At 57.7% G+C, this 25,878-nt stretch carries 26 protein-coding genes and 1 tRNA gene; 16 read left to right on the forward strand and 11 right to left on the reverse strand.

The window, feature by feature from the left end:
• The first annotated feature begins 4 nt into the window (after positions 1–4).
• The 6 genes from nuoL to ACR0ES_RS05840 are packed head-to-tail and all read left to right on the forward strand — an operon-like array spanning position 5 to position 8,419.
• Entirely contained in the window at positions 5–2,158 is a 2,154-nt protein-coding gene (gene nuoL / locus ACR0ES_RS05815) for an NADH-quinone oxidoreductase subunit L (RefSeq protein WP_480773242.1), read from the forward strand.
• The gene (locus ACR0ES_RS05820) at positions 2,158–3,702 is read left to right on the forward strand and encodes an NADH-quinone oxidoreductase subunit M (protein WP_480773243.1); all 1,545 of its coding nucleotides are present in this window, start codon (positions 2,158–2,160) and stop codon (positions 3,700–3,702) included. The genes nuoL and ACR0ES_RS05820 overlap by 1 nt, the downstream gene beginning before the upstream one ends.
• Before the next feature lie 15 nt (positions 3,703–3,717).
• Positions 3,718–5,160 (forward strand): NADH-quinone oxidoreductase subunit NuoN, encoded by a 1,443-nt coding sequence (gene nuoN, locus ACR0ES_RS05825; RefSeq protein WP_480773244.1) that lies wholly within the window; start codon positions 3,718–3,720, stop codon positions 5,158–5,160.
• Between the two features lie 54 nt (positions 5,161–5,214).
• Complete coding sequence (locus tag ACR0ES_RS05830) at positions 5,215–5,964, forward strand: biotin--[acetyl-CoA-carboxylase] ligase (RefSeq protein WP_480773245.1); 750 nt, start codon at positions 5,215–5,217, stop codon at positions 5,962–5,964.
• Between the two features lie 11 nt (positions 5,965–5,975).
• On the forward strand, positions 5,976–6,755 hold the full coding sequence (locus ACR0ES_RS05835; protein ID WP_209504438.1) for a type III pantothenate kinase: 780 nt from the start codon (positions 5,976–5,978) through the stop codon (positions 6,753–6,755).
• Positions 6,752–8,419 (forward strand): ribonuclease J, encoded by a 1,668-nt coding sequence (locus ACR0ES_RS05840; RefSeq protein ID WP_480773246.1) that lies wholly within the window; start codon positions 6,752–6,754, stop codon positions 8,417–8,419. Before ACR0ES_RS05835 ends, ACR0ES_RS05840 begins: the two co-directional genes overlap by 4 nt.
• 10 nt (positions 8,420–8,429) lie before the next feature.
• Here the strand turns inward: ACR0ES_RS05840 and ACR0ES_RS05845 are convergent, their stop codons facing one another.
• On the reverse strand, positions 8,430–9,131 hold the full coding sequence (locus ACR0ES_RS05845) for an NUDIX hydrolase (RefSeq protein ID WP_480476934.1): 702 nt from the start codon (positions 9,129–9,131) through the stop codon (positions 8,430–8,432).
• Between the two features lie 25 nt (positions 9,132–9,156).
• A complete protein-coding gene (locus ACR0ES_RS05850; RefSeq protein WP_480476112.1) occupies positions 9,157–9,555 on the reverse strand; it encodes a DUF983 domain-containing protein in 399 nt (132 codons plus the stop codon).
• A gap of 219 nt (positions 9,556–9,774) precedes the next feature.
• On the opposite strand from ACR0ES_RS05850, the gene ACR0ES_RS05855 reads away from it, so the two are divergent.
• From ACR0ES_RS05855 to ACR0ES_RS05870, 4 genes are read left to right on the forward strand one after another with little or no spacing between them, the layout of a single operon-like run.
• Positions 9,775–10,245: an EF-hand domain-containing protein gene (locus ACR0ES_RS05855; protein WP_480869850.1), complete on the forward strand. Its 471-nt coding sequence runs from the start codon at positions 9,775–9,777 to the stop codon at positions 10,243–10,245.
• Positions 10,246–10,251: 6 nt separating this feature from the next.
• Positions 10,252–10,869, forward strand: coding sequence for an RNA polymerase sigma factor (locus ACR0ES_RS05860; protein WP_480869852.1), 618 nt, complete (start codon positions 10,252–10,254; stop codon positions 10,867–10,869).
• Positions 10,859–11,212, forward strand: a complete 354-nt coding sequence (locus ACR0ES_RS05865; protein WP_480869854.1) for a hypothetical protein — start codon at positions 10,859–10,861, stop codon at positions 11,210–11,212. Before ACR0ES_RS05860 ends, ACR0ES_RS05865 begins: the two co-directional genes overlap by 11 nt.
• Positions 11,209–11,682 carry a periplasmic heavy metal sensor gene (locus ACR0ES_RS05870; protein WP_267362788.1) on the forward strand — a complete coding sequence of 158 codons (474 nt, stop codon included), beginning with the start codon at positions 11,209–11,211 and terminating at the stop codon, positions 11,680–11,682. Before ACR0ES_RS05865 ends, ACR0ES_RS05870 begins: the two co-directional genes overlap by 4 nt.
• A 5-nt stretch (positions 11,683–11,687) precedes the next feature.
• On the opposite strand, the gene ACR0ES_RS05875 is transcribed toward ACR0ES_RS05870, so the two are convergent.
• Positions 11,688–13,088 carry a diguanylate cyclase domain-containing protein gene (locus ACR0ES_RS05875; RefSeq protein WP_480869856.1) on the reverse strand — a complete coding sequence of 467 codons (1,401 nt, stop codon included), beginning with the start codon at positions 13,086–13,088 and terminating at the stop codon, positions 11,688–11,690.
• 89 nt (positions 13,089–13,177) lie between these two features.
• On the opposite strand from ACR0ES_RS05875, the gene ACR0ES_RS05880 reads away from it, so the two are divergent.
• The 5 genes from ACR0ES_RS05880 to ACR0ES_RS05900 all read left to right on the forward strand — a co-directional run bounded on the left by ACR0ES_RS05880 (position 13,178) and on the right by ACR0ES_RS05900 (position 17,552).
• The gene (locus ACR0ES_RS05880) at positions 13,178–13,462 is read left to right on the forward strand and encodes a DUF3572 domain-containing protein (RefSeq protein ID WP_267362783.1); all 285 of its coding nucleotides are present in this window, start codon (positions 13,178–13,180) and stop codon (positions 13,460–13,462) included.
• A 24-nt stretch (positions 13,463–13,486) separates the two neighbouring features.
• A complete protein-coding gene (locus ACR0ES_RS05885; protein ID WP_480481770.1) occupies positions 13,487–14,179 on the forward strand; it encodes an HAD family hydrolase in 693 nt (230 codons plus the stop codon).
• A gap of 118 nt (positions 14,180–14,297) precedes the next feature.
• Positions 14,298–15,857: a trimethylamine methyltransferase family protein gene (locus ACR0ES_RS05890; RefSeq protein WP_480506327.1), complete on the forward strand. Its 1,560-nt coding sequence runs from the start codon at positions 14,298–14,300 to the stop codon at positions 15,855–15,857.
• A 118-nt stretch (positions 15,858–15,975) separates the two neighbouring features.
• Positions 15,976–16,563 (forward strand): heme NO-binding domain-containing protein, encoded by a 588-nt coding sequence (locus ACR0ES_RS05895; RefSeq protein WP_480481768.1) that lies wholly within the window; start codon positions 15,976–15,978, stop codon positions 16,561–16,563.
• Entirely contained in the window at positions 16,560–17,552 is a 993-nt protein-coding gene (locus tag ACR0ES_RS05900; RefSeq protein WP_480583226.1) for a diguanylate cyclase domain-containing protein, read from the forward strand. Before ACR0ES_RS05895 ends, ACR0ES_RS05900 begins: the two co-directional genes overlap by 4 nt.
• A 39-nt stretch (positions 17,553–17,591) precedes the next feature.
• Here the strand turns inward: ACR0ES_RS05900 and ACR0ES_RS05905 are convergent, their stop codons facing one another.
• The 8 genes from ACR0ES_RS05905 to ACR0ES_RS05940 form a co-directional block, all read right to left on the reverse strand.
• A complete protein-coding gene (locus tag ACR0ES_RS05905; protein WP_480486183.1) occupies positions 17,592–18,290 on the reverse strand; it encodes a CbiX/SirB N-terminal domain-containing protein in 699 nt (232 codons plus the stop codon).
• A 61-nt stretch (positions 18,291–18,351) separates the two neighbouring features.
• Complete coding sequence (locus ACR0ES_RS05910; protein WP_480486182.1) at positions 18,352–19,284, reverse strand: AEC family transporter; 933 nt, start codon at positions 19,282–19,284, stop codon at positions 18,352–18,354.
• Between the two features lie 33 nt (positions 19,285–19,317).
• Positions 19,318–20,136, reverse strand: coding sequence for an MBL fold metallo-hydrolase (locus ACR0ES_RS05915; RefSeq protein WP_480773252.1), 819 nt, complete (start codon positions 20,134–20,136; stop codon positions 19,318–19,320).
• Complete coding sequence (locus ACR0ES_RS05920) at positions 20,133–20,939, reverse strand: TatD family hydrolase (protein ID WP_480869858.1); 807 nt, start codon at positions 20,937–20,939, stop codon at positions 20,133–20,135. The genes ACR0ES_RS05915 and ACR0ES_RS05920 overlap by 4 nt, the downstream gene beginning before the upstream one ends.
• A complete protein-coding gene (locus ACR0ES_RS05925; RefSeq protein ID WP_480869859.1) occupies positions 20,936–22,057 on the reverse strand; it encodes a DNA polymerase III subunit delta' in 1,122 nt (373 codons plus the stop codon). Before ACR0ES_RS05925 ends, ACR0ES_RS05920 begins: the two co-directional genes overlap by 4 nt.
• Positions 22,058–22,060: 3 nt before the next feature.
• Positions 22,061–22,687 carry a dTMP kinase gene (gene tmk / locus ACR0ES_RS05930; RefSeq protein ID WP_267362759.1) on the reverse strand — a complete coding sequence of 209 codons (627 nt, stop codon included), beginning with the start codon at positions 22,685–22,687 and terminating at the stop codon, positions 22,061–22,063.
• Positions 22,684–23,850, reverse strand: coding sequence for a D-alanyl-D-alanine carboxypeptidase family protein (locus ACR0ES_RS05935; protein ID WP_480481762.1), 1,167 nt, complete (start codon positions 23,848–23,850; stop codon positions 22,684–22,686). The genes tmk and ACR0ES_RS05935 overlap by 4 nt, the downstream gene beginning before the upstream one ends.
• 16 nt (positions 23,851–23,866) lie before the next feature.
• Entirely contained in the window at positions 23,867–25,150 is a 1,284-nt protein-coding gene (locus ACR0ES_RS05940; RefSeq protein WP_480869861.1) for an SPOR domain-containing protein, read from the reverse strand.
• A 202-nt stretch (positions 25,151–25,352) separates the two neighbouring features.
• Here ACR0ES_RS05940 and ACR0ES_RS05945 point away from each other — a divergent pair.
• Positions 25,353–25,442, forward strand: a tRNA-Ser gene (locus ACR0ES_RS05945).
• Positions 25,443–25,878 lie beyond the last annotated feature (436 nt).

Here is a 25,878-nt window from a genome sequence, read left to right on the forward strand (position 1 = left end):
GAACATGGAAACCACCATCCTCTTTGCCCCGCTGGTGGGCGCGCTGCTCTGCGGGTTTGGCTGGAGATTCATTGGCGAGAAGGCCGCCATGTGGACGGCCACGGGCCTGCTGTTTCTGGCTTGTCTGCTGTCCTGGATCGTGTTCTTCACCTTCGACGGCCACACGCAGCAGATCGAGATCATGCGCTGGATCGAAAGCGGTTCGCTTTCGACAAGCTGGGCCATCCGTCTGGACCGACTGACGGCAATCATGCTGATCGTGGTGACGACGGTCTCGGCGCTCGTGCACCTGTACAGCTTCGGCTACATGGATCACGATCCGCAATGGCGCGAAGGCGAAAGCTATAAACCGCGCTTCTTTGCCTATCTGTCCTTCTTCACCTTTGCCATGCTGATGCTGGTGACGGCGGATAATCTGGTGCAGATGTTCTTTGGCTGGGAGGGCGTCGGCGTCGCTTCATACCTGCTGATCGGGTTCTATTATCGCAAGCCTTCGGCCAACGCGGCGGCGATCAAGGCCTTTGTAGTCAACCGGGTCGGCGACTTTGGTTTTGCTCTGGGCATCTTCGCGCTGTTCTTCCTGACCGACAGTATCAACTTCTCGGATATCTTTGCCTCTGCCCCTGCCTTGGCCGAAGAAAAGCTGCATTTCCTGTGGGGGGAATGGACCGCGATCGAAGTGATCTGCGTTCTGCTCTTCATCGGCGCGATGGGTAAATCGGCGCAGTTGATCCTGCACACATGGTTGCCGGACGCGATGGAAGGCCCGACGCCTGTGTCAGCGCTGATCCACGCTGCGACCATGGTGACCGCAGGCGTCTTTTTGGTCTGCCGCATGTCCCCGCTGATGGAGTTCGCACCGGGCGCGACAGGGTTCATCACTGTTCTTGGGGCCTCGACTGCGTTCTTTGCGGCCACTGTTGGTCTGGTTCAGACCGATATCAAACGTGTCATCGCGTATTCGACCTGTTCCCAGTTGGGTTACATGTTTGTGGCGGCGGGCGTCGGCATGTATTCGGCAGCGATGTTCCACTTGTTCACGCATGCCTTCTTCAAGGCGCTGTTGTTCCTTGGGGCCGGTTCCGTGATCCACGCGATGCATCACGAACAGGAGATGACCGAATATGGCGGTCTGCGCAAAAAGATCCCCTATACCTTCTGGGCGATGATGATCGGTACCCTGGCGATTACCGGTGTTGGCATCCCGCTGACCACCTTTGGGTTTGCCGGTTTCCTGTCAAAGGACGCAATTATCGAAAGCGCCTATGCGGGCGGGTCAAGCTATGGCTTCTGGTTGCTGGTTGTCGCTGCGGCGTTCACCTCGTTCTACAGCTGGCGTCTGATCTTCCTGACCTTCTATGGAGAGCCGCGTGGGGACAAGCATACGCATGATCACGCACATGAAAGCCCGATGGTCATGCTGGTGCCGCTGGGAGTTTTGTCGCTGGGTGCGGTATTCGCGGGCATGATCTGGTACGGAAACTTCTTTGGCCATGCCGACAAGGTCGGCAAATTCTACGGTATTCCGGTTGCAGAAGCTTCAGAGCATGCCGAGGCCGGTGATCACGCGGCAGCGGATGCGTCGCACGGCCAAGACAGCCATGCCGATGAAAGCCATGCGGCTGACAGCCATGCTGACGAGGCCGCGAGTGGTGAGAATGCCGCAGTGGGCGGGGACCACCATTATATGTTTGCGGGTGAGCCGGGTGAAGGTGCGCTTTACATGGCGCCGGACAACCACATTCTGGACGATGCGCATGCGGCTCCGAAATGGGTCAAGGTTTCGCCATTTGTTGCGATGGTGCTTGGCTTTATCGTGGCCTATTGGTTCTACATCGTGAACACGTCGCTACCCGCGCGTCTGGCCGCAAATCAGCGCCCGCTGTACCTGTTCCTGCTGAACAAATGGTATTTCGACGAAATCTACGACGCGATCTTTGTCAAACCCACTGTCGCCCTTGGCCGGTTCCTGTGGAAACGCGGTGACGGCAATACAATCGACGGCTTCCTGAATGGGGTTGCAATGGGCGTTGTTCCCTTCTTCACCCGCCTCGCAGGCAAGGCGCAGACCGGGTACATCTTTACTTACGCCTTCTGGATGGTATTGGGCATTGCGGCCCTTGTCACCTGGATGTCGATCGGCGGAGGCGCACACTAATGGACAATATCCTATCTATTGTCACCTTTATCCCCGCCATCGCAGCAGGCATTCTGGCGCTGTTCCTGCACGGGAGCGACGTCGCAGCGCAGCGCAACGCCAAGTGGATTGCATTGCTGGCGACAACTGTGACGTTTCTGGTGTCTATTGGCATCTACACAGGCTTTGATCCTTCGAACACCGGCTTCCAGATGGTGGAAGAGGGCGCATGGCTGATGGGTCTGAGATACAAGATGGGTGTGGATGGCATCAGCGTTCTGTTCGTGTTGCTGACCACCTTCATCATGCCGCTGACTATTCTGGCCAGCTGGAATGTGACAGACCGCGTCAAGGAATACATGATTGCCTTCTTGCTGCTGGAAACGCTGATGCTGGGCGTGTTCATGGCGCTGGACCTGGTGCTGTTCTACCTGTTCTTTGAGGCGGGTCTGATCCCGATGTTCCTGATCATCGGGATCTGGGGCGGCAAGGACCGTATCTATGCCAGCTTCAAGTTCTTCCTTTACACCTTCCTCGGCTCGGTGCTGATGCTGGTAGCCATGGTTGCAATGTATGCTGACGCAGGCACTACGGATATTGAAGCGCTGATGGCCCATCAGTTCGCATCCGAGAGTTTCAGCGTGTTGGGCATCTATATCACCGGCGGTATGCAGACGCTGATGTTCCTGGCCTTCTTCGCATCTTTTGCGGTGAAAATGCCGATGTGGCCGGTGCACACCTGGTTGCCCGATGCGCACGTTCAGGCGCCGACGGCGGGCTCGGTTGTGCTGGCGGCGATCCTGTTGAAGATGGGCGGCTACGGCTTCCTGCGGTTCAGCCTGCCGATGTTCCCGGTTGGCACGGCGGTGATGACTGATCTTGTGCTTTGGATGTCAGCCATAGCGGTTGTCTACACCTCGCTGGTGGCACTGGTGCAGGAAGACATGAAAAAGCTGATCGCGTATTCCTCGGTGGCGCATATGGGCTTTGTCACGATGGGCATCTTTGCTGCGAACCAGCAAGGCATTGACGGCGCGATTTTCCAGATGCTGAGCCACGGGTTCATCTCTGCCGCGCTCTTCCTGTGTGTCGGTGTGATCTATGACCGGATGCACACCCGCGATATCGAGGCTTATGGCGGTCTGGTCATCCGGATGCCGGCCTATGCGCTGGTCTTCATGCTGTTCACCATGGCCAATGTCGGCCTGCCGGGCACCAGCGGGTTTATTGGTGAGTTCCTGACACTCATGGGTACATTCCAGGTCAACACCTGGGTGACTGCCGTTGCGGCGACCGGTGTGATCTTTTCGGCAGCCTACGCGCTGTGGCTCTATCGCCGGGTCGTGTTTGGGGACCTGATCAAGGAAAGCCTGAAGGCGATGACCGACATGAGCTCTCGCGAGCGGTTGATTTTTGCCCCGCTGATCGTGATGACGATCCTTCTGGGCGTTTACCCGTCGCTGGTGACCGATGTGATCGGCCAATCCACGACGGCACTCATTTCGAACTATGACACGGCTCTGGCCGCGGCTGAGGCTGCGACCCAGACTGCCGCTTCGCATTAAGGGAGCTTTGGAGACATGATCCAGGCTGATCTGACAATTATCCTGCCGGAAATCGTTCTGGCGATCTATGCGATGGTGGCTCTGTTGGGGGCTGTCTACACCTCGAGAGACGGGCTGGCTTCGGTTCTGGTCTGGACCACGGCGGGCCTGATGGCGTTCCTGGCGATCTGGATCGCCACCCAGGGCAGTGGCACCAACGTGGCCTTCAACGGCATGTTCGTAGATGACGGGTTCGCGCGTTTTGCCAAAGTTGCCATCCTTTTGTCGGCAGGTGCCGTTCTGGTGATGAGCCAGGAATACATGGCACGCCGGGGTCTGCTGCGCTTTGAATATCCGCTGCTGGTGGCGCTTGCTGCCGTTGGTATGATGATGATGGTCAGCGCGGGCGATCTGATGTCTCTTTACATGGGGCTCGAGCTGCAATCCCTTGCGCTGTATGTTGTTGCCGCGCTGCGTCGTGACAGTGCGAAATCAACCGAAGCAGGGCTGAAATACTTTGTTCTGGGCGCTCTCAGTTCAGGTCTGCTGCTGTATGGTGCGTCGCTGGTCTATGGGTTCACCGGCACGACACTGTTCTCGGGCATTATTCAGACGGTCCATCATGGGGACGTCTCGGTTGGTCTGTTGTTTGGCCTGATCTTCCTGATCTCGGGTCTGGCATTCAAGGTCTCGGCGGTTCCGTTCCATATGTGGACACCGGATGTCTATGAAGGGTCGCCGACGCCAATTACGGCCTTCTTTGCCACCGCGCCGAAAGTCGCGGCAATGGCCTTGTTTGCACGTCTTCTGCATGACGCTTTCGGAGGCGTGGTCAAAGACTGGCAGCAAGTGATTGTTCTGCTGTCGGTGCTGTCAATGCTGCTGGGGGCGGTTGCCGCAATTGGTCAGCGCGACATCAAGCGACTGATGGCGTTCTCGTCGATTGCCCATATGGGCTATGCGCTGATCGGTTTGGCGGCTGGCACCGAGTTGGGTATTCAGGCGATGCTGATGTATCTGGCGATTTACGTGACCATGAACATTGGCACGTTTGCGTTTATCCTGATGATGGAACGCGACGGCAAACCCGTCACTGACATTGATGCGCTGCGCCAGTATTCCAAACGTGATCCGGGCAAGGCCCTTGCTGTTCTGATCCTGATGTTCTCGCTTGCCGGTGTCCCACCGATGCTGGGTTTCTTTGCGAAGTTTGGTGTTTGGCGGGCTGGTGTAAGTGCCGATTTGACAGGCCTTGTTGTGGTCTCAGCCATCGCATCGGTAATTGGCGCCTTCTATTACCTGCGGATCGTGTTCTACATGTATTTCGGGGCCGAGAACGAGGACCCGATCGAAACGCGGTCGACACCCGTTCTATGGGTCGCCCTGATGGGGTCCGCGGCGCTGATGCTGATCGGGGTCTTCTATCAGTTCGGGATCGAGGGCGCGGCCGCTGCCGCGGCGGCGACTCTTGTCAACTGAACGTTTTGCACAATCTGAGAGAGGGGCTCGGTCGCGTGACCGGGCCTTTTTGATATGACCAAGTGGCCACAAGGCTATGGCCTGCACGAGGTGCAGGAAGTCGATAGCACACTCAACGAAGCGGCGCGGATTGCCCCCAATGCCCGTGGTCCTGTCTGGATCATGGCGCATCATCAGACGGCTGCGCGTGGGCGACGCGGACGGCCATGGGCCAACCCCATGGGCAACCTTGCCGCGACACTTTTGATGCGCCCCGAAGGTGCACCAGAACAGGCGGCACTGCGCAGTTTTGTTGCGGCACTGGCTCTGTTTGACGCTTGCGTCTCTGTGACAGGGCGTGCGGCGGGGCTGTCGTTGAAATGGCCCAATGACGTACTGCTGAACGGTGGTAAGCTTGCTGGTATTTTGCTGGAAAGCGCCGGTCAGGGGCGCGGTGTAACGCATCTGTCGATCGGTATTGGCGTGAATTTGGCCAGCGCCCCAGACGCCGACGTGGTAGAACCGGGCGCGGTCCGTCCCGTCTCGCTGTTGTCGGAAACCGGTGCAAACGTCACGCCCGAGGATTTTCTGACCGAGCTTGCCTCGGCCTATGCCAAATATGAAACTCAGTTTGTTACCTACGGGTTCGAACCCATTCGCACTGCGTGGCTGTCCCGTGCTGCCCGGCTGGGCGAGGTTATCACGGCCCGTACCGGAACGTCCGAGACGGTTGGGACCTTCGAAACGGTAGACGCAAGCGGTAACCTTGTCTTAAACACCGCCAAAGGCCGCGTGAGCATTCCTGCGGCGGATGTCTATTTCTGAAAGGGGCGCAAATGCTTCTGGCCATTGATTGCGGCAATACCAATACAGTCTTTTCAATCTGGGACGGTCAGGAATTTCTGTGCACCCTGCGTACCTCGACCCATCACGCACGCACGGCGGACGCCTATTTCACTTGGTATTCGACGCTGGTGAAACATTACGGGATCGAGGCGAATATCTCGGATGTCATCATTGCCTCGACTGTGCCGCGCGTCGTGTTCAACCTGCGCATCTTTGCTGATCGCTTTTTTGGGTGCAGGCCGCTGGTGGTGGGTAGGCCGGACTGCCTGTTGCCCGTGCCTCCGCGTGTGGATCAAGGAACTGTGCCGGGCCCGGATCGACTGGCCAACGCGGTTGGCGCATTTGACCGTCATGGCGGCAATGTCGTCGTGGTGGACTTTGGTACCGCAACAAATTTCGACGTTGTCGCCGCGGACGGTGCCTATGTAGGGGGCGTCATCGCTCCGGGTGTTAACCTCAGCCTTGAGGCTTTGCATCAGGGCGCAGCCGCACTGCCGCATATCGACATCACGCGACCCGAGAAGGTGATCGGTACAAATACGGTTGGTTGTATCCAGTCGGGCGTGTATTGGGGATACTCCGGCCTGATCGAGGGGCTGATCGCGCGGATCAAGGCCGAATATGGAATGCCGATGAAAGTCGTGGGAACCGGAGGGTTGGCCCCCTTGTTCGATCAGGCCGACGTGGGGTTCGACGTAATCGAAGATGATTTGACGATGCACGGCTTGACCGTGATTCATCGCTACAACAAGGAAAATGGCTCGATATGAGCAGTGAAAGATTGATCTACCTGCCGCTGGGTGGCGCGGGCGAAATTGGCATGAATGCCTATGTGTACGGATATGGTCAGCCCGGGCAGGAACGCCTGATCCTGGTGGATCTGGGCGTCACCTTTCCCGATATGGACACAACTCCGGGCGTCGACCTGATCTATGCGGATATTTCATGGTTGAAAGAACGGGCCGACCGGCTGGATGGCGTTTTCATCACCCATGCGCATGAAGATCATGTCGGCGCGGTGGCTCATTGCTATGAGGCTCTGGGAGCTCCGATCTATGCCCGGGCTTTCACGGCCAATATCGCGCGTCGCAAGATGGAAGAATATGTGCACCCGACCGACGCGGTAACAACCGTGTCCGCATGGCCCGAAAAGGTCTCAGTCGGACCGTTTACGGTGGGTTTCCTTCCGGTTTCACACTCGATCCCGGAAAGTGCTGCGTTGGTCATCGACACGCCCGCAGGGCGCGTGGTGCATTCGGGTGATTTCAAGCTGGATGCAAACCCGGTCGTGGGCGAAGCCTTTGACCCCGATCTATGGGCCGAGATTTCCAAGCCGGGTGTCAAGGCGTTGGTTTGCGACAGCACGAATGTTTTCTCGGCGCATCCGGGCCGTTCGGAATCCGAGGTTGGGCCAGAGATTACAAAGCTAGTCGAAAACGCCGAGGGTATGGTTGTGGCTACCACCTTCGCGTCGAACGTGGCACGGGTTAAAACATTGGCCGAGGCGGGCGCACGCGCGGGGCGTTCAGTTGTGTTGCTGGGGCGCGCAATGCGGCGGATGATCGAGGCCGCGACTGAAACCGGTATCCTGTCGGACTTCCCCAAGGTGATCAGCGCGGAAGAGGCGCTGGACCTGCCGCGCCAGAACCTGATGCTGATCGTGACCGGCAGCCAGGGCGAGCGCCGTGCGGCAAGCGCGCAACTGGCCCGCGGCAAGTACCGTGGTCTGGAACTGTCCGAAGGCGACCTGTTCCTGTTCTCGTCAAAAACCATTCCCGGAAATGAACGTGGCGTGATTTTCATCATGAACCAGCTCAGTGAAAAGGGCGTGGATGTGGTGGATGACAGCTCGGGCCTCTATCATGTCTCTGGCCATGCGAACCGGCCCGATCTTGAGAAGGTGCACGCGCTGATCGATCCGCAAGTTGTGATCCCAATGCATGGAGAGCACCGGCACCTGCGCGAACATGTCAAACTGGCTGAGCAGGGTGGCAGAACGGGTGTGCTGGCCGTGAACGGCACCATGCTGGATCTCAGCGGCAATGCACCCGTGGTGATCGACTATGTCGAAACCGGGCGTACCTATCTGGACGGTACAGTGAAAATCGGTGCGATGGACGGTGTGGTACGGGACCGTATTCGCATGGCGCTGAACGGCCACGTAACTGTGACAGTCGTTCTGGACGAAGAAGACGAGCCGCTGGGCGAACCGTGGTGCGATACGATGGGTCTGCCCGAGGTTGGAACGTCCCGGGCCGGATTGGTCGAGGTGTTGGAAGAAGACCTGAACCAGTTCCTGATGCGGGCGGCAGCCAAGACCCTACGGGATGACGACAAGCTGGAAGACGAAATGCGCCGGATTGTGCGTCAGACGGCAAAAGCGGAAATCGGCAAAAAACCCGAAGTGACGGTGGTTGTCAGCCGGATGCGGTGAAACTGATCGGTCAGTCGTGCTCGGGCATCGGATAGCCTCTGAGCCGCAGGAACAGATTGGCTTCTTCGTTGTTCTGATAGAACGGAACCGATACTGGCGGCTCGGGTGAGGTCACCCGGGCCGCGACCTCGGCCAGAACAACCTCGGTGATAAACGGCAAATCTAGGTCGCGCGCCCGATCCAGTTCCACCCATTGCAGATGCGACAGCTCGTCCGAGGCATGGCTGAAATCATCCAGATCGCCCTGCAGCGCATCGGCATCGACCAGAAAAAACCGCGCATCGAACCGGCGGGGGCGACCGGGCGGTGTGACTGCGCGAAAAACAAATTGTAGCGCAGCTGCCGACGGCACGTAACCCATGGCGGAAAAGCTCTGCCAGTCGTCGGGAATGCTGCCCGGCCAGTGTCCTGTCTGGCCAAGGACAAGTCCTGTCTCTTCCCAAAGCTCGCGAATTGCTGCGGCGGCAAGGGCGTGTTGTTTTCCGGATTCCGCCTGTTCCGCCAACCGCTCAGAACACAGGTCAGGCAGTGCGGTCGCAAGCGGTACATCCGCATCCGCCGGATCGACCGCTCCACCGGGGAACACGAATTTGTTGGGCATGAACACAGCCTTGGACCCACGTTGACCCATCAGGATCGACGGATTGGTCCACCTGTTCCGCAAAACGATGACGGTTGCGGCGTCGCGGATGGCGGTCTTGTCGGTCATCATGCCCAGAACAATCGCTTCTTCCGGCTCATGAATCGTTGCCAAAACCGTGCATACGACGCGCCCACTGATAGGCGACCACAGCGCCTTTCAAACGGGGGAGCAAAAACAGCGACAGTGCAATGCAAGCAATGGAAAACCCGATGGCCATTACCCATGGGTCCGGGCGCCAGTTCACATACGAGACGTGCAGGGCCGGGGCCAACAAATGCCCGACCAGCAGGATCGTCAGATAGGCGGGCCCATCATCGGCGCGATGATGAAACAGTTCCTGTCCACAGTTCGAGCAGGTGTCATTCACTTTCAGGTAGCTGTGCAACAGCTTGCCTTCGCCGCAACTAGGGCACTTGCACCGAAACCCTTTGACCAAAGCGGGCCAGGTTTCACGCTCGCTCTGGGTTGTGGTGTCGATCGTCTGATCCGTCATAATATAACTCGCGCAGTAATCGTTGGCGGATAATGCGCCTGAACGGGTGGTTTTTAAAGGGGGGTGCGTCGCTTTGCAACGCACCTAAGGTGAACCACGTCGTGAAATACCGAGATGGTTCAAAAAAAGTTGCCGGCATTGCGACGGAATTCCCTGCCTCGCGCGTTTGAATGGATATGAGCAGCGGCACTCAGGCCGCGTCAACAAGGGAAAACCGAAATGAAAAACGCAAAGTTCATCACGGCGATTGTCCTGTCGGGTGTTGCAATCACCGGCACGTCTGTTCTGGCGGCTGGCCCGGGTGGTCGTGAGCCAGTGTCCTTTCAGGAATTGGATGCCAATGGCGACGGTCAAGTGACTCAGCAGGAAATGGAAGCACATCGCACCGAGCGTTTCTCGGCCGCGGATACTGATGGGGACGGCCAGCTCAGCCTTGAGGAGATGCAGGCCGCCGCTCAGAAAAAAGCAAACGACCGCGTCACCAAAATGTTCGAAAACAACGATGCGAACAAAGACGGGTTCCTAAGCCAGGACGAGTTGTCGAAACCGCGCCGGGGTGACAAGATGTTTGACCGGATGGATACAGATAACAGTGGTGGAATATCGGAACAGGAATTTGCCGATGCCAATGACCGGATGGGACGGCACCATAAGAAAAAGCACCACAAGTCGGGTGCAATCGACAACTGATGCAGGGTGGAGGACCTGACCTCCCACCTACACGATGTTCGCGGTGCGGGTTGCACCGCGAGCTCTCTCAGCGACGATGTGTTGCTGAGCCAATTTGCTGAGGGTGACGCACAGGCTGCGCGGATCTTAACAGATCGCCTTGGGCCGCTTTGTTATTCCGTCGCGTTGCGTATGTTGGGCAATCGGGCCGAGGCAGAAGACGTAACGCAGGAGGCGATGATGCGGATGTGGCAGATGGCGCCGGAATGGGTGCCGGGTCAGGCCAAAGTGTCGACATGGCTGTATCGCGTGACGTTGAACCTGTGTGTGGACATTCGGCGCAGGAAGTCCCCCGGCAGGTTGTCGGATATTCCTGAGCCAGAAGATGGCAAAGCCAGCGTAGCCGACCGACTGCAGAATGAGGCCCGCGTGGATGCGTTGCAGCTTGCCCTGTCTCAGCTGCCCGAAAGGCAGAGGCAGGCAGTGATTCTGCGCCACATCGAAGAGTTGCCCAACCCTGAAATTGCCGGGATCATGGGAATTTCAGTAGAAGCGGTCGAAAGCTTGACCGCGCGGGGCAAACGAAGTCTGACCGCGATACTGGCCGGGCGACGTGAAGAACTGGGGTATGACGATGACGGATGAAAACCTGGAACTGGATCATTTGTTTGCGCAGGCTCGGCAAAACCGACCGGCGCTGCCCGACGATCTGGCCGTGCGCATTCAGATTGATGCTGAAAAACTACGCCTGAGTCGCTTAAGGCCTGAACCGCGTCCTCAATCTTCGATCTGGCATCGAATGATGGACAACGTAGGTGGCTGGCAGGGGTTGGGCGGTTTGATCGCCGCCAGTGCGGCGGGGCTCTGGATCGGCTTTTCCGCGCCGGGGTTCCTGCCTGATCCCGCCAATCTGCTGGCATCGCAGGAGACGGTCCTTTTTGTGGCGGACCTTGGATATGACACGAGCTTTCTGGAGAGCACTGAATGAATGCTGCCCCTAAACCGAAACGCCGGTGGATGACGGTTTTGCTGGTTTCGTCATTGGCACTGAACCTGTTGGTTGTCGGTGTTGCAGTCGGAACCGTGCTGCGCCTGAAGGATGGAGATCACACCGAGGCACCGCCGGGATTCGGTCCTGCGCTGTATCGCGCTTTGCCGAAAGATGACCGCAAAGCGATGCGAGGGGAACTGTCTGCGCTGCGCGAAAAAGACTTAAGGGGGCGCAGACAGGACTTTCAAGCCCTGAGCCTGGCGCTGCGCAGGGTGCCCTTCGATCCGGTCGCCGTTGAAGTGTTGTTGCAGCAACAGTCGCAGGCGACGGCAGAACTGCAACTAGCATTGCAGACACAATGGCTGGCTCGCGTCACCGCCATGAGCGACGCAGAGCGGCAATCTTATGCGGACAGGTTGCAAAAGATCGTCGAACGCGGGCCGCATGGGCACAAGAAAAAGGACTGACAGGTTCAGGCTGCGCTTTGCCTGATACTCACCTGATTGCGCCCCGCTTTTTTTGCCGCATAAAGGGCTTTGTCGGCGGCTTTCAGGATATCTTCCACAGGAACGGGTGTGCGTTCTTTTCCCGGCTGACCCGATTGCGGCATCTCCAGCCCAATGCTGATCGTGACGTTAACCTGCAAACCTTGATCCGTTAGCAGGAACGGCGCGCGACAAATGCTGTCACAGATGGTCTCAGCCAGTTTTCTGGCTTGCTTTTGTGACACATCGGGCACCGCGAACATGAACTCTTCACCGCCGATACGGGCGACAAAACCTTTGGATCCAAGAGCGCTTTGCATGCGTTTTGCGGCCTGCGTCAGAACACAATCACCGGCACCATGGCCATGGCAGTCATTGATGGTCTTGAAGTGATCCAGATCCGCCAGCATGACGGCAAAGCCACGCCCGGTACGGGCAGACTGGCGGGCGATCTGATCCAATGCCCGCATGGCGTAACGACGATTGTGCAGCCCGGTGAGCGGATCAATACAGGACTCGGCGATCCCTTTTCTCAGTGATACGCGCAGATGATCAAGCCGTGCCTTGCGCGCAATCTGATTATTCAGCCGCAACAGAATCTCTTGCGCGCAGAACCCCCCAAGGCATACGGCGTCCGCTCCTCTGTCCAGCGCTTCCGAGGCCTGCACGGCATCGTTGTTCTGCAAGACGCCAATCAGGACGGTATTCCGGGTTGCTGCGCGTGACCTGAGATCCGCAAGGATATTCAGCGCGGACGGGTGCGAGCCCAATTCGACGACAATCGCGTCCGGAATCGGTCCGGACAAAACGCCTTGTAAGTTCGATTGAAGGTGCCAGGACAGATCGAAACGGTGCTGGCCTTGCAGGGCCTTGTACCAAAGGGCACCGGTTTGGACAGTATCGGCCAAGATATCAACCCGGGCCGCGTTCGGGGGGCTGACCATCACAGGGGCGGGTTCCCCAAATCCAATAGGTTGCGATCCGTTGCTGACCTGCAAATCTTGAGTAGCTGCGCGCACGCGCAAAAGGCTGCGAATGCGTGCCAGTAGCAACGTATCTTTGAAAGGGTGCGTCAACACATCGTCCAGCCCGTCTTTCAGGGCACGCAGACGCGCGTTTTTGTCATTCTGTGCTGCCAGTACGACAACGGGCACGTCATCAAGGCCTGATACTTCGGCGAGGGCTTTCTTGACATCTGCGGCTGTTCCATCGGGCAATGTTTGGGCCGTCAGAACTAGGTCCGGCTGCACGCGACGTGCAAGGGCTTGTAGCCCTTCAAGTTTTCCACCCTGTACCACGTGATACCAGGCAGCAGTCAGTTGAACCTTCAGCATTATGCGGTTGGTTGATACCCCGTCGAGGACAAGGATGGTGCCTTGCACAGACATAGTCGTTCACCGTTGATTGCATGCGTGAACAAATTGTTTATGAGTCTGGTTAACAAACTCTTTCCAGCACCATTTTCTGAGCGCAGTTTATGCCCCTATCGCCCGATTTAGCCGAGACTCTTGCTCTGACAGCCCTGGGGTGGCTGGTCAGCAATGACGAGCTTTTGCCTGTATTTCTTGGCTCGACAGGTGCTTCGATCGGGGATGTTCGCAATCGGGCCGGTGATCGGGACTTTCTGGCTTCGGTTCTCGATTTTCTGGTGCTTGACGATTCGTGGGTCATGGCGTTTTGTGACGCCAACTCGATCGCCTATGATCACCCGGCCCAAGCGCGGGCCGTTCTGTCAGGCGGTGGCGATGTACACTGGACCTGAACACCTTTTCCGCAGGAGCACGCGATGCCAATAGAAGCAATCGTCTTCGACAAGGATGGCACTTTGTTCGATTTTGCCAAAACCTGGGGAACCTTCGGGCGCTCGTTGCTGATGCGTCTGACAAAGGGGGATGTAGACCGGGCGGTGGAACTCGGGAGCGTCATCGGGTTTGACTACGAGCAAGAGCGGTATGCCACAGATAGCATTGTGATCGCCGCAACGGTCGAAGAAATCGCCGAGGTGCTTATTGCGCATGTTGACGATGTGACATTGCAGGAAGTTGTGGACATGATGAATGCCGAGGCCGCAGCCGCTCCTCAATCCCCTGCCGTGCCGTTGGGCCCATTCCTGAAAGGGTTGCAGCAATCCGGGATCAAACTGGGCGTTGCGACAAATGACAGTGAGCACCCGGCATTGCAGCATCTGGAATCTGCTGGAATACGCGAACACTTCGATTTTATCGCTGGGTATGACAGTGGTCATGGGTTCAAACCGGGGCCAGGTCAGTTGCTGGCCTTTGCCGCACAGGTCGGGGTCGAGCCGTCGCGCATTGCAATGGTGGGTGACAGTGTTCATGACCTGCAAGCGGGGCGCGCAGCCGGGATGATCACCATTGGCGTTTTGACCGGATTGGCAGAAGCAGATGCGCTGGCACCGATGGCGGATGTGGTCCTGCCGGATATCGGTCACATTCCTGCATGGCTGGCCGAAAAATGATGCGTTGATCCGGAAAATCGACGCACAATTATAGAAAACCGACAAGCTCTGTCGCAGATGGAGCGGCCAGAAATGCGTCTTCGGGTCTTGCTTGTATCAAGCCAGAACGGAGGCAACCATGGCCGAGACCAACACACGCAAACGCCGCGGCGGAGGACGCGCAGGTGCGGCAGCACGCAGGGGCAGCGCGGTGATTGACCAGATGCCGTGGGACCCACCCATCAATATAGATCGCCCGACTGAACCGCTGGATCAGGCCGGGATCGAAGCGATCCATGAAGGGGCCATGCGAATTCTGGAAGAAATCGGGATCGAATTCTACAACGAAGAGGCAATCGGCATCCTGCGCGAGGCGGGGTGCACGATCAATGGTGACAACGTCCGCATGGGGCGCGATTTCGTCATGGAGATGATCGCCAAGGCGCCCAGCCAGTTTTCCATCACGCCACGCAATGTTGACCACAGGATCGAGATCGGTGGAAAGAACATCCTGTTCGGCAACGTTTCGTCGCCGCCTAATTACTGGGACATGGAGATTGGAAAGAAAGTGCCCGGCAATCGCGAGATGTGCCAGAATCTTCTGAAACTGACGCAGTACTTCAACTGTATTCACTTCGCAGGCGGATATCCTGTAGAACCCGTCGATATTCATGCCAGCGTCCGGCATCTGGATGTGCTGTATGACAAGCTGACCCTGACCGACAAGGCGATGCACGCTTATTCGTTGGGTAAGGAACGTGTCGAAGATGTGATGGAAATGGTGCGCATCGCGGGCGGTCTCAGCCATGAGGAATTCGAAGCCTCGCCGCGGATGTACACCAACATCAACTCGACCTCGCCGCTGAAGCATGACCATCCGATGATTGATGGCTGCCTGAGATTGGCGCGGCGCGGGCAGGCGATTGTCGTAACCCCCTTTACGCTGGCGGGAGCAATGGCGCCCGTAACAATGGCGGGGGCGGTCGCCCAGTCCCTGGCCGAAGCCTTATGCGCTATCGCTTTGTTCCAATATGTGCGCCCCGGTATTCCCTGCGTAATCGGAACGTTCACGTCGAACGTGGACATGAAATCAGGCGCGCCCGCTTTCGGGACGCCGGAATACATGCGCTCGACCCAGATGACCGGGCAGATGGCGCGATATTATGGGCTGCCGCTGCGTTCATCCGGTGTGTGTGCGGCCAATGTGCCAGACGGGCAATCCGTGTGGGAAACCTCGAATTCGCTCTGGGCGGCCGTGCAGTCGGGCACCAACATGGTGTACCACGCCGCCGGTTGGTTGGAAGGCGGCCTGATCGCAAGCCCGGAAAAATTCATTATGGATTGCGAGGTTTTGCAGCAAATTCAGCGTTATATGAACCCTGATCTAACCGCGACCGGACCGGATGAGATTGCTTTGGATGCCATCCGCGCGGTTGGCAATGACGGTCACTTTTTTGGAATCCAACACACACAGGATCGCTACACCACGGCCTTCTACCAGCCCTTCCTGAGCGACTGGAAGAACTATGAGGGCTGGGAGGCCGCCGGAGGCATCTGGACGGCTGAGCGTGCGCATCACATGTTCAAAGAGATCATCTCGAGCTTTGAGGCACCTCCGATGGACGATGGTATCCGCGAGGAACTGGCCGAGTTCGTTGAACGCCGCAAGGCTGAAGGCGGCGCGCCGACGGACTTCTGACTGGGCGGGTAGTGTCGACTTGATACTCCGTTGCTTTCACAGCAACTCGGGGCGAATTTTGGCTATTTGTTAAGGTTTCTCAGACCACAGTGCCAAGGACACCAAACTGAGGCATCCGATGCATGGTCTGATCAATCGGGCGATACAGTCCTTTGTCGGCGCGACCTACGGGCAATCCTGCTGGGTTCGCGTGACCGAAGGTGCGCGGCTAGGGTTTGTCGAATTTGAAGCCATGCTCATCTATGATGATGACATGACGACGCGGTTGCTTGAGGCCCTGAGTATTGACCTCAATCGACCACAGGCGGAAATCCTCGAAGATCTGGGAACATATCTGGTGTCCCATCCGAACATGGAAGGGCTGCGCCGACTGCTCAGGTTTGGGGGTGTCACCTATGTTGAGTTCCTTCATTCCCTTGATGATCTTGCGGATCGTGTAAGACTGGCTGTCTCTGATCTGAATTTGCCTGCGCTTGAGTTGAGAGAGCTTTCAGCCACGGAATACCAGTTGTGCTGCCTTCCGGACTTACCAGGATTTTCCAGTGTTATGGTCGGGGTCCTGCGCGCGATGGCCGATGATTATGGTGCGCTGGTGATGCTGTCGCATGAGGGTCGTCAGGAGTGTTGTGAAATCATTTCAATCATTTTGGTCGAAAGCGCCTTTGCCGAGGGGCGCCATTTTGATCTGGGGGCTCGGAACAGATGACACATACTCAGGAACTGGCAGATCTTCTGGAAACGCTTTGCCCGATGTTCCTGTTGGTGGACCGAAGCGGATGCATTCAACAAGCGGGTCCGACACTGCAAAAGCTGCGGCCCGAATTGCCTTTGGTTGGGCTGGGTGTTCTGGACGTGTTCGAGCTGATCCGCCCCAGAACAGTCACCACCCTTCCCGCGTTGATGTCGATGGCCGGTGCCAAACTGCATCTGAGATTTCGCGATGAACCGCGTACGACCCTGAAAGGCCTGGTCGCGCCCTTGCCCGACTCGGGCGGTGCAGTCATCAATCTGTCATTCGGTATTTCGATTTTGGATGCGGTTCGGGATTACGCCCTGACAAGCGCTGATTTTTCCGGCACTGACCTGGCGATCGAGCTGTTGTATCTGGTCGAAGCCAAATCCGCCGCGATGGAAGCGTCTCGTTCACTTAATCTCAGGCTTCAGGGGGCAATGCTAGCCGCGGAAGAGCAGGCATATACCGATACATTGACAGGATTGAAGAACCGCCGCGCGATGGATCATTTGTTGGGGCATCTGATCCTGGCAAATTCTACATTTGCCCTTATGCATCTGGATTTAGACTTCTTTAAATCCGTGAATGATCGGCTGGGCCATGCCGCTGGGGATTACGTTCTGCAACAGGCGGCCCGCATCATGCTTGAAGAGACGCGTGGAGACGATACGGTTGCGCGGGTTGGAGGGGATGAGTTTGTCATAATTTTCAAGGGCCTGACGCGGGAAGAAACTCTGGAGTCCATCGCCGGCCGTCTGATCGCAAGGTTGAATGAACCCATGATGTTTCAGGACCAACCGTGCTGTATCTCTGCAAGTATCGGAACGGCCTTGTCCACCCAGTTCAAGGTTCCCAAAGCCGCCGACATCCTTCACGCCGCCGACGTCGCCCTTTATCAGGCCAAGCGAGACGGCCGGTCCTGTCACCGCCTGTATTCCACGCTGATCAAAGCGCAAACCTGAGTTTTTCCTGTTTCCGGGTCGGAGATTTCAGGCGAATTTTCAAGCGAGCTGAACGGCCTTTGTTAACTGCTTGGCAATCTGGTGCCGGATGGGTGGCAGTTCCCCTACCACTGGCAGCAGAACGCCTTTGAACCCTGCTTGGCTCAATCCGGCGGGCACGTCGTCCACTGCGTGCCCCCCGGTGCAGGCAAAGAACGGAAGGCACAGCGCCTGAGCCCCCGTGCCGGTTGCGGCTTCGGAAATGTATGGCGGTTCTTCAACAAACCCAACGCGGACAGATTTGAAAGCCAGCATTTCTTGAAGTTGCGATGCGAAGTTCAGAGCCACGACCGAGGGGTTTCGGCTACGCCCTGACCCATGTGCTGCAATGACTAGGTCGGTCGACGCAGCTGCCCAATTCCTTTCGGACAATTCGGATTGCAGGGCGCGTGCGGTCAATTCCGGTAGCTCTGGGTCAACACCCAACGGGTCTAGAATGCGCGCTTTGTGATCCCCTAATCGTTTGGGCAAAGCGCTGGTGACAAACCATCCATTTGCCATGAAAAGCGGATAAATGACCGTGTTTTCCGGCAGGCTGCTCAGCTTAGCCTCGAACGCGCCGGGCGCGGCCAGAGTTGCGGCATGCACCGTTACATGCTCGGTCAGGGCGTCGACCGTAGCCGCGAACGCAGCCAAAGCAGCCTCGGCCGGTTCTGGATCGGACGGCTGACCATGTGCGACGATGATGGCATGTGGCATTTGGATCTCCTGACACGAAATGCGTTAGGTGCCTCTGTGCGAACCGAAGTCAACACTACTGTTAGCCCAGAACCGTTAGCCAAAGCCAGACAGTCAGGATAGATGTGGCTGTCCCAATGAGAACAGCCGAAGCTGCCACCCGCTTGGCGCGGCCATACATGTTAGCAAAGATATAGGCGTTGAACCCCGGCGCCATGGCTGCGTTCAACACGCCCGAGCGGAACAGGTCCTGAGGCAGCCCTGTGGATTTGCCGAATATCCACACAAGGCTGGGATGCAGCATCAACGAGATACAGCAAACAAAAGCGATGGTGCGCAGATCGCCTTCGGGTTTGTATTTGACCAGTACCCCGCCCAGTGCAAACAGGGCGCCAGGCAGGGCGGCCCGCGTGATCAGACCAAGGGCTTCGTCCACCACAGCCGGGATGTCCAAACCGGATAGATTAACCACGAATCCCAGTGCAATACCAAGGATCAGCGCGTTCTTGAACATTGCCGACAGAACAGAACGCGCCATGCGTACGCCACCGTTTCCGCGATTGCGGACAACCTCCATCACCGTGATCCCTACGCCGTAACAAAACGGGGAATGGAAGGCGATAATCGCATAGTTGCCTGTCAGGTTCTCGGGACCATAAGCGCGTTCGGTAATCGGCAATCCCAGCAGAACCGAGTTAGAGAACAGGCAACAAAACCCGATTGCCACGCAGTCTTCCCATTCGCGGCCGAAAATGATGCGCGCACCAAAAAGACCAGCGATGAAACACAAGGCGGCGGCGGAATAGAAACTGGCCAAAAGCCGGGGATCGAAACTGGCGCTGAGGTCCAGATGCGCGATGGCAAGAAACAACAGGCATGGGATCGCGAACCCTTGCGTAAATCTCATCAGCCCGTCGACATGGTCTTCTTTGAAATATCCTGTTCGTGTTGCCGTGTAGCCGGCACCGATCACAAGAAAGACAGGAAGAATGACGTCAATCAGACTTTGCAGCATTTGGCCCCCGTGCAACGGCCAGGTTGCGATATCTTATGCAAAAGGAACAGGGGCCTGAAACGCGTGATGTATCACCATCCCGTCATAGGCGGGGGTGATATTGTCCGGAGTTTCTGCATCGAGGGTCATATAATCCAGATCGATATGCATGTTGGTTAGAATCGCCTGTTTTGGTTGCAGCTTCTCAATCCACTCAAGCGTTTTTTCCAGATGTGCATGTGTGGGATGAGGGCTTCGGCGCAGGGCGTCGATTATAAGATATTCCAACCCTTCCATTTCAGGCCATGCGTCGTCGTATATTTCGGCAACATCCGGCAAATAGGCGAGCCGTCCCATGCGAAAACCTAGAGAATCTATCGAGCCGTGATTGACCTTGAATGGACGAAACGGAATGGGCCCGCCGGGTCCATCAATTTCGAACGGTCCGTCGATGGACTTGAGGTCGAGGATCGGAGGATAAGGTGACCCTTCGGGTTGAATGAAGGCGTATCCAAACCGCCCCAGCAGGGCGTTCTGGGTATCACCATCAGCCCAGACCGGTACACGGGTTTTCATGTTGAACACGATCATGCGCAGGTCGTCGATTCCATGGACATGATCCGCGTGAGAGTGTGTATAGACTACACCATCAAGCCGCCCGGTGCCCGTGTCCAGCAACTGGCTGCGCATGTCCGGGGTCGTATCAATCAACACTGAGGTTGTGCCGCCGGGGCCGTTACGCTCGACAAGCAGGGAACAGCGCCGGCGAATGTTCTTGGGGTTAGCAGGATCGCAAGCACCCCAGTGGCCACCCAACCGGGGTACGCCGCCTGACGATCCGCAGCCCAGAATGGTAAATCGCAATTCGGTCATGCAGCGGCCCTGTTCTTTGCCGCCTTGCTGAACAGCCGGTCAAAGTTTGCCTGAGTTTGGGCGGCAAAAGCCGGATACTCCAGACCGAACACTTCAGCCCCTTTTCGGGCTGTATGTGCGGTATAGGCCGGTTCGTTTCGCTTGCCACGATAAGGGGGCGGCGCAAGATAGGGCGCATCGGTTTCCACCAGAATGCGATCCAGCGGTGCGCTTGCGAAAATGTCGCGCAACTCCTGGCTTTTGGGAAAGGCCGCAATGCCGGACATGGACAGATAAAACCCAAGATCCAGCGCGGCTTTGGCCAACTCGGCCGAGGACGAGAAACAGTGCATCACGCAGGAATAGGGCGCGTTGCGATACTCTTCGGCCAGAATTTGGGCCATATCGTCGTCTGCCGCGCGGGCATGAATGATCAAAGGCAACCCTGTGCGCTGGGCGGCTTCGATATGAAAGCGCAGAGATTGCTTCTGAAGCTCAGCGCTGTCGGCGGTATAGTGGTAATCCAGACCGGATTCGCCGATGCCCACAAATTTGGGATGTTGTGCCAGCGCAACCAATTCATCGACCGAGACCATAGGCTCGTCAGCGGCGCTCATCGGGTGGGTGCCTGCGGCGTAGAATACCGGTGCATGGGCTTCGGCAATTGCACGGACTGCGGGTTCATTGCGCAGTTTGGTGCAAATCGTCACCATCCGGGTCACGCCAGCCTCGGCCGCGCGCGAGATGATGTCGTCCAACTGACCGTCAAAATCCGGGAAGTCCAGATGGCAGTGACTGTCGGTGATCTGGGGGGTGTCGCTCATCTGACCTGGCCGGCGGTTTCCTGTATCTTGAACACCGTATCTAGGACCAGAGCGGCAGGGTCAAGGTTCACCGCCTGACCATGTCGCGTGCGGGCTGTGATTGTCGCTGCGACTTCGGCCCAGCGACGGGCCTGATCCGAAGAATCTGACAGTCTGGCCAGCGTTTCAGCTTCGTTCGGGGCGGCCTCAGAGGTCGGCGGTGCTCCGGTTGCCCCAGTCAGGGCCAGCCGAGACAAGGCGATATCGATCAGTGTCAGCAGCAGATCAAAGCGCTCGGCCGCGCCACGTTGTGCCGCAGCCTCGGCCAGGGCCAGCGCGCGCTGCCGGTCCAGGCGGGGCAGGGTGCCCAGAATGGCAATCAGTTCGGCATAGATTTCAAGCCCGCCCAGATTGATCAGGCGAACGGCGTCCCCGACCGAGCCAGCGGCCAATGCGGCGAGATATTCGGGATGCGTCGGTAAGGACGTCCCGGTTTGCGACAGCGCGTCCTGCATATCCCCGGCACTCAGGGGCCCAAGACGCAAGGTCCGGCACCGAGAGCGGATGGTCGGCAACAAGCGCGAGGGTTGGTGCGATACCAGCAAAAGAGTTGTACGCGCCGGAGGCTCTTCCAGCATCTTCAGCAAAGCATTGGCGGCGCTGACATTCATCTCATCCGCCGAATCCACGATTACGACCCGGCGCCCACCATCGGCAGAGGACAGGCCAAAGAACTTTCCCAGCTTTCGGATGTCGTCCACAACGATTTCGTTGCGCAGCCGCCCCTGATCATTCAGCGACCGGGCTATCGCGGCCAATCCCGGCTCGGCCCCGGCCAGAATGCGACGTGACACCGGGTGGTCGCGATCAATGTCGAGCGTCTCTGGCGGTGGCGGCGCGCCAAACAGCCCACCGTCGTTTGCCAAAGGTGTAGCCAGCAAGAACCGCGCAATCCGCCAGGCCAACGTTGCCTTGCCGACGCCACGCGGCCCGGTCAGCAACCAGCCGTGGTGCAGCCGGTCCGAGTTGTAGGCGGTCAGAAACGCCTGTTCCGCCGCATCCTGACCAAAAAGCCGGACAGTCTCGCGGGGATGCGGCGCACCGGGCACCTGATCCGGAGAGGGGATTTCGTCATTCATCGTCTATCGCAAAGCAGCCTGGACGATTTCTGTCACATCCTGCGCAACGCTGTCCATGTCCCGGTTACCGTCCACCACGCGGAAACGGTCGGAAAACTCATGGGCCAGTGCCAGAAAGCCCGCCCGCATTTTCCTTTGTAGGTCCGGGCCGAAATCTTCGAACCGCTCTTCCGCGCCTTGCCGCCCTTTGGCGCGGGACAGACCGGTATCGGGGTCCATGTCGATCAGCAGCGTCAAGTCCGGCTCGCGCTTGATCATCAGGCTGTGCAGCTGATCAACAAGGCCGCGCAGATCGCCCCGCGACAGGCCCTGATACATACGTGTGCTGTCGGCAAAGCGGTCGCAGATCACCACTTGCCCTGCGGCAAGTGCGGGTTCGATCGTACGTTCCAGATGGTCGCGGCGGGCGGCCGTGAAAAGCAGGATTTCCGTTTCGGCCGACCAGCGGTCGGGATCACCTTCCAATACCAGGCTGCGGATTTCCTCCGCGCCGGGTGAGCCGCCCGGTTCACGCGTCAAAACGACCTCATGACCCTGCGCCCGCAGTTGATCCGCCAGCATCCGCGCCTGAGTTGACTTGCCTGATCCGTCAATGCCTTCGAAAGTCAGAAATAACCCCGCCTTGGTCACATCGACTCCAGTGGGTTATTGATCACGTCTTTCAGAACTATGCCGCCAACGGTCAGCATACGGACGACAAATCCACCAATTGCAACGTCTTCCGCTGCCACCAGTGGACGTCGAATTTCCGGCAATCCTTCAGGCTTGATGACAAGTTCGGCCAGTTGCTGGCCTTTCTTGACCGGTGCATTGACGGGACCCTGATACACAACTTCGGCCTTGACGTTTTGTGTGCCCAGAACCGGAAACAGAACCGTCAGATCGCCGTCAGGTACAAGACCAACAGTCTTTTTCTCGCCCATCCACAGCTTGGCTTCGGCTATCGGCGTTTCCGCGTTGGCAACTGTCCTCTCGACAAAATTTCGAAACGACCAGTTAACCACGGCCTCAGCCTCCTCTGCCCGTTGACCGGTGCTGTCCAGCCCGCTGAGGACAAAGATGACACGGCGATCGCCTTGTTTGGCAGACCCGACCAGGCCGTATCCGGCCTCCTGCGTGTGGCCGGTTTTCAGGCCATCCGCGCCAATGCTCAGTTTCAGCAATGGATTGCGGTTACGGGCATTCGATGGCGCACGGCCATCGAATTCGAATACCTCTTCTGAAAACAGGGGGTAGTATTCGGGAAAGTCGGTAATCAGCCTGTCGGCCAGAACCGCAAGATCATGAACCGACATCATATGTCCGGCGGCAGGCCAACCGTTCGAGTTCGCGAAATTCGAGTTGTTCATACCGATCTGCTTTGCGCGCTGGGTCATATAGCGGGCAAACCCGGCCTCTGTCCCGTCAGGGCTTAGCGCCTCGGCCAGGACCACGCAGGCGTCGTTGCCTGACAGAACGATGATGCCGCGCAGCAGGTCCTCGACCCGAACCCGGTCCTGCGTGTTCAGAAACATGGTCGAGCCGCCATAGCTCATCGCGTGTTCGGACACGGGCAGGGTTTCGTCCAGCGTCAGTCTTCCGTCACGCAGCGCTTCGAAAGCAACATACAGCGTCATGAGCTTGGACATGGATGCAGGAGGCAAGGGCTGATCGGCGTCTTTCGCCAAAAGCACCGTACCGGTGGTCTGATCGATCACATAAGCCGCGCGGGCAGATGTATCAAAAGCCTGAGCCGGGATTGCCAGAACGGCAAGCCCAATGGCCAGAACAGAAGTTCGCAATGAGGATAGCATGTTATGCCTCCTTGTATCAGTCGGACACGGTGAACGCATCTTTGAAACCAAGGTCCTTTACATCTTTTTGAATGGCCTTGCGTTCGGCCCGGGTTGCGGCAGGGCCAACCAGGACCCGCCATACTGTTTTGTTTTCGGTTTTCAGTTCCCGCACAACAGTCGACATGCCATTCCGGCGCACTTTCTCGGCGGCGGCATTCGCATTTGCTTCGACGCTGAACGTGCCGATCTGCACAAATGGTTTGCTCAGCGGAGACGCAGCGCCTGTTGCCGCCGCTGCGGCCGGAACCGCTTCGGTCGCGTCAATCGCGGATGCAGCGCCTTCGATGGGATCCAGTGGCGTTTCGGTGATCTCAGTGGGGTCTTTCTTTTGCCACCACTTCCGTTTTGCAGGCTTTTCAGCGGGGGCTTCGACCGGCGCGTCCGACAACTCCGGTGCAGCTGCGGCTACCGCTACATCTGCGGCCACATCAACACTGTCTGTCGCGACGTCCGCCGCAGCCACGGTGGCTCCCGCAGCCGCTGCTGCTGCTGGCTCTTTTTTCTGCCACCACTTCCGCTTGGCGGGTTTTTCTTCAGCGGGCTCTGTTGGGTCCTCAGTGGCTGATGCCGCAGCTGTGGTCGTGTCCGTACCTTCGGTCGCTGCGTTGGCAGAACTTGCCGCATCCGCCGCAACCACTGCCGAACCGGCTGCTGCCGCTGGCGCCTTCTTTTGCCACCATTTCGGCTTGGCCGGTTTTTCGGTATCTGCCGCGGATGGATCGTCGGTGGCCGCGGTGTCCGATACCGCAGCCGTATCTGCCGCCTCGTCTTCCGGTTTGGGCGCGTCCTCGGGTGGTGATTCCTTTACAGCTTCACGGCGCAAAGCGACCACACTGACCTTTGTCGGCGCGCCCGCCAGCATTCCGAGCTGTTCCGCAGCCGCAGATGAGACCTGTAGCGCCGGGCCGGGCAGGTTGCGTTCACGTCGGAACAGGGCCCCTGTTACAGACTTGTTGTTTGCGGTGTTCGTAATTACGACACGCTCGGGCTGGGATACTTCCGGATAGGCAACCCAGATCCCGCCCAGCGAGGGCCTGCCATCCCAAAGCCCCGCTTCGGTGACCTGAAAAACCTCGGGGGCTTCGACGTCACGCTGCGAGCCCGAGGCTACCTCGGGAAGGAGTTCGGTTTTGTTTGAGTTTTCTTCAGGTTTTTCAGCCTCTTGAAGAATGTCTTCACACCCGCTCAAAACTGTCAAAGTCAACGCCAGATACGCCAACCGTTTCGGTCCCGGGCGTGTCATGATCGCTCGCTTCATCTGCTTATCCCTTGCCTGAAGGGGTCTCGTTCTCGGAACCCCGCTGCCGGTCTGCTGGTTCTGCTTGCCAGCCTGTTTCGGTCTATTTCGGGGATCATAACGCGGCTGAAGAGTCATGGAAAGACCGCTGCGCGGGCTTCGGCAAGAAATCCCGATTTCGACTTGCCTCTGACCGAACTTGCGCTTAGACCCTGCCTTCGACGGGGAGGTGGCAGAGTGGTCGAATGCGGCGGTCTTGAAAACCGTTGGGCGTGAGAGCGTCCCCAGGGTTCGAATCCCTGTCTCCCCGCCACTCATACCTGTCTCACTTCAGTTGTGTTTTCTGACCCGAAATTGTGTCGCAATTTCCGCGAGTTGGCGCGTGCGCTTTCAATCAGAGACGGAGCGGACTGTACATTCAGAGCGCAATTCCGGCCGCAGTCTCAGTGCCGCATTTTGGCGGGGTCGCTTTGGGCTGGATTTCCCTGATAACCTGCAATTTACAGGGAATTTTCGCGAAACAGGTCTGAGTTCCGTTATTTCACCTGTCGGAACTGTATGTTTTTCAGAGGTTTATGTTGCAAATTCCCTAAAAAGTGGAACAGGGAACTTCCTCGCGGGAACAGAGAATTGTTCCACCGGATCAGGTAGGGCAAACTGGACGTGTCGCGGTTTGCTGCCGCTCCTTTGATAGCATTTATTGCAGCAAAGGAGACGAACTATGGGACTGAAACGGACGGACGAATTTC

It is taken from the genome of Ruegeria sp. N7 (assembly GCF_056531345.1).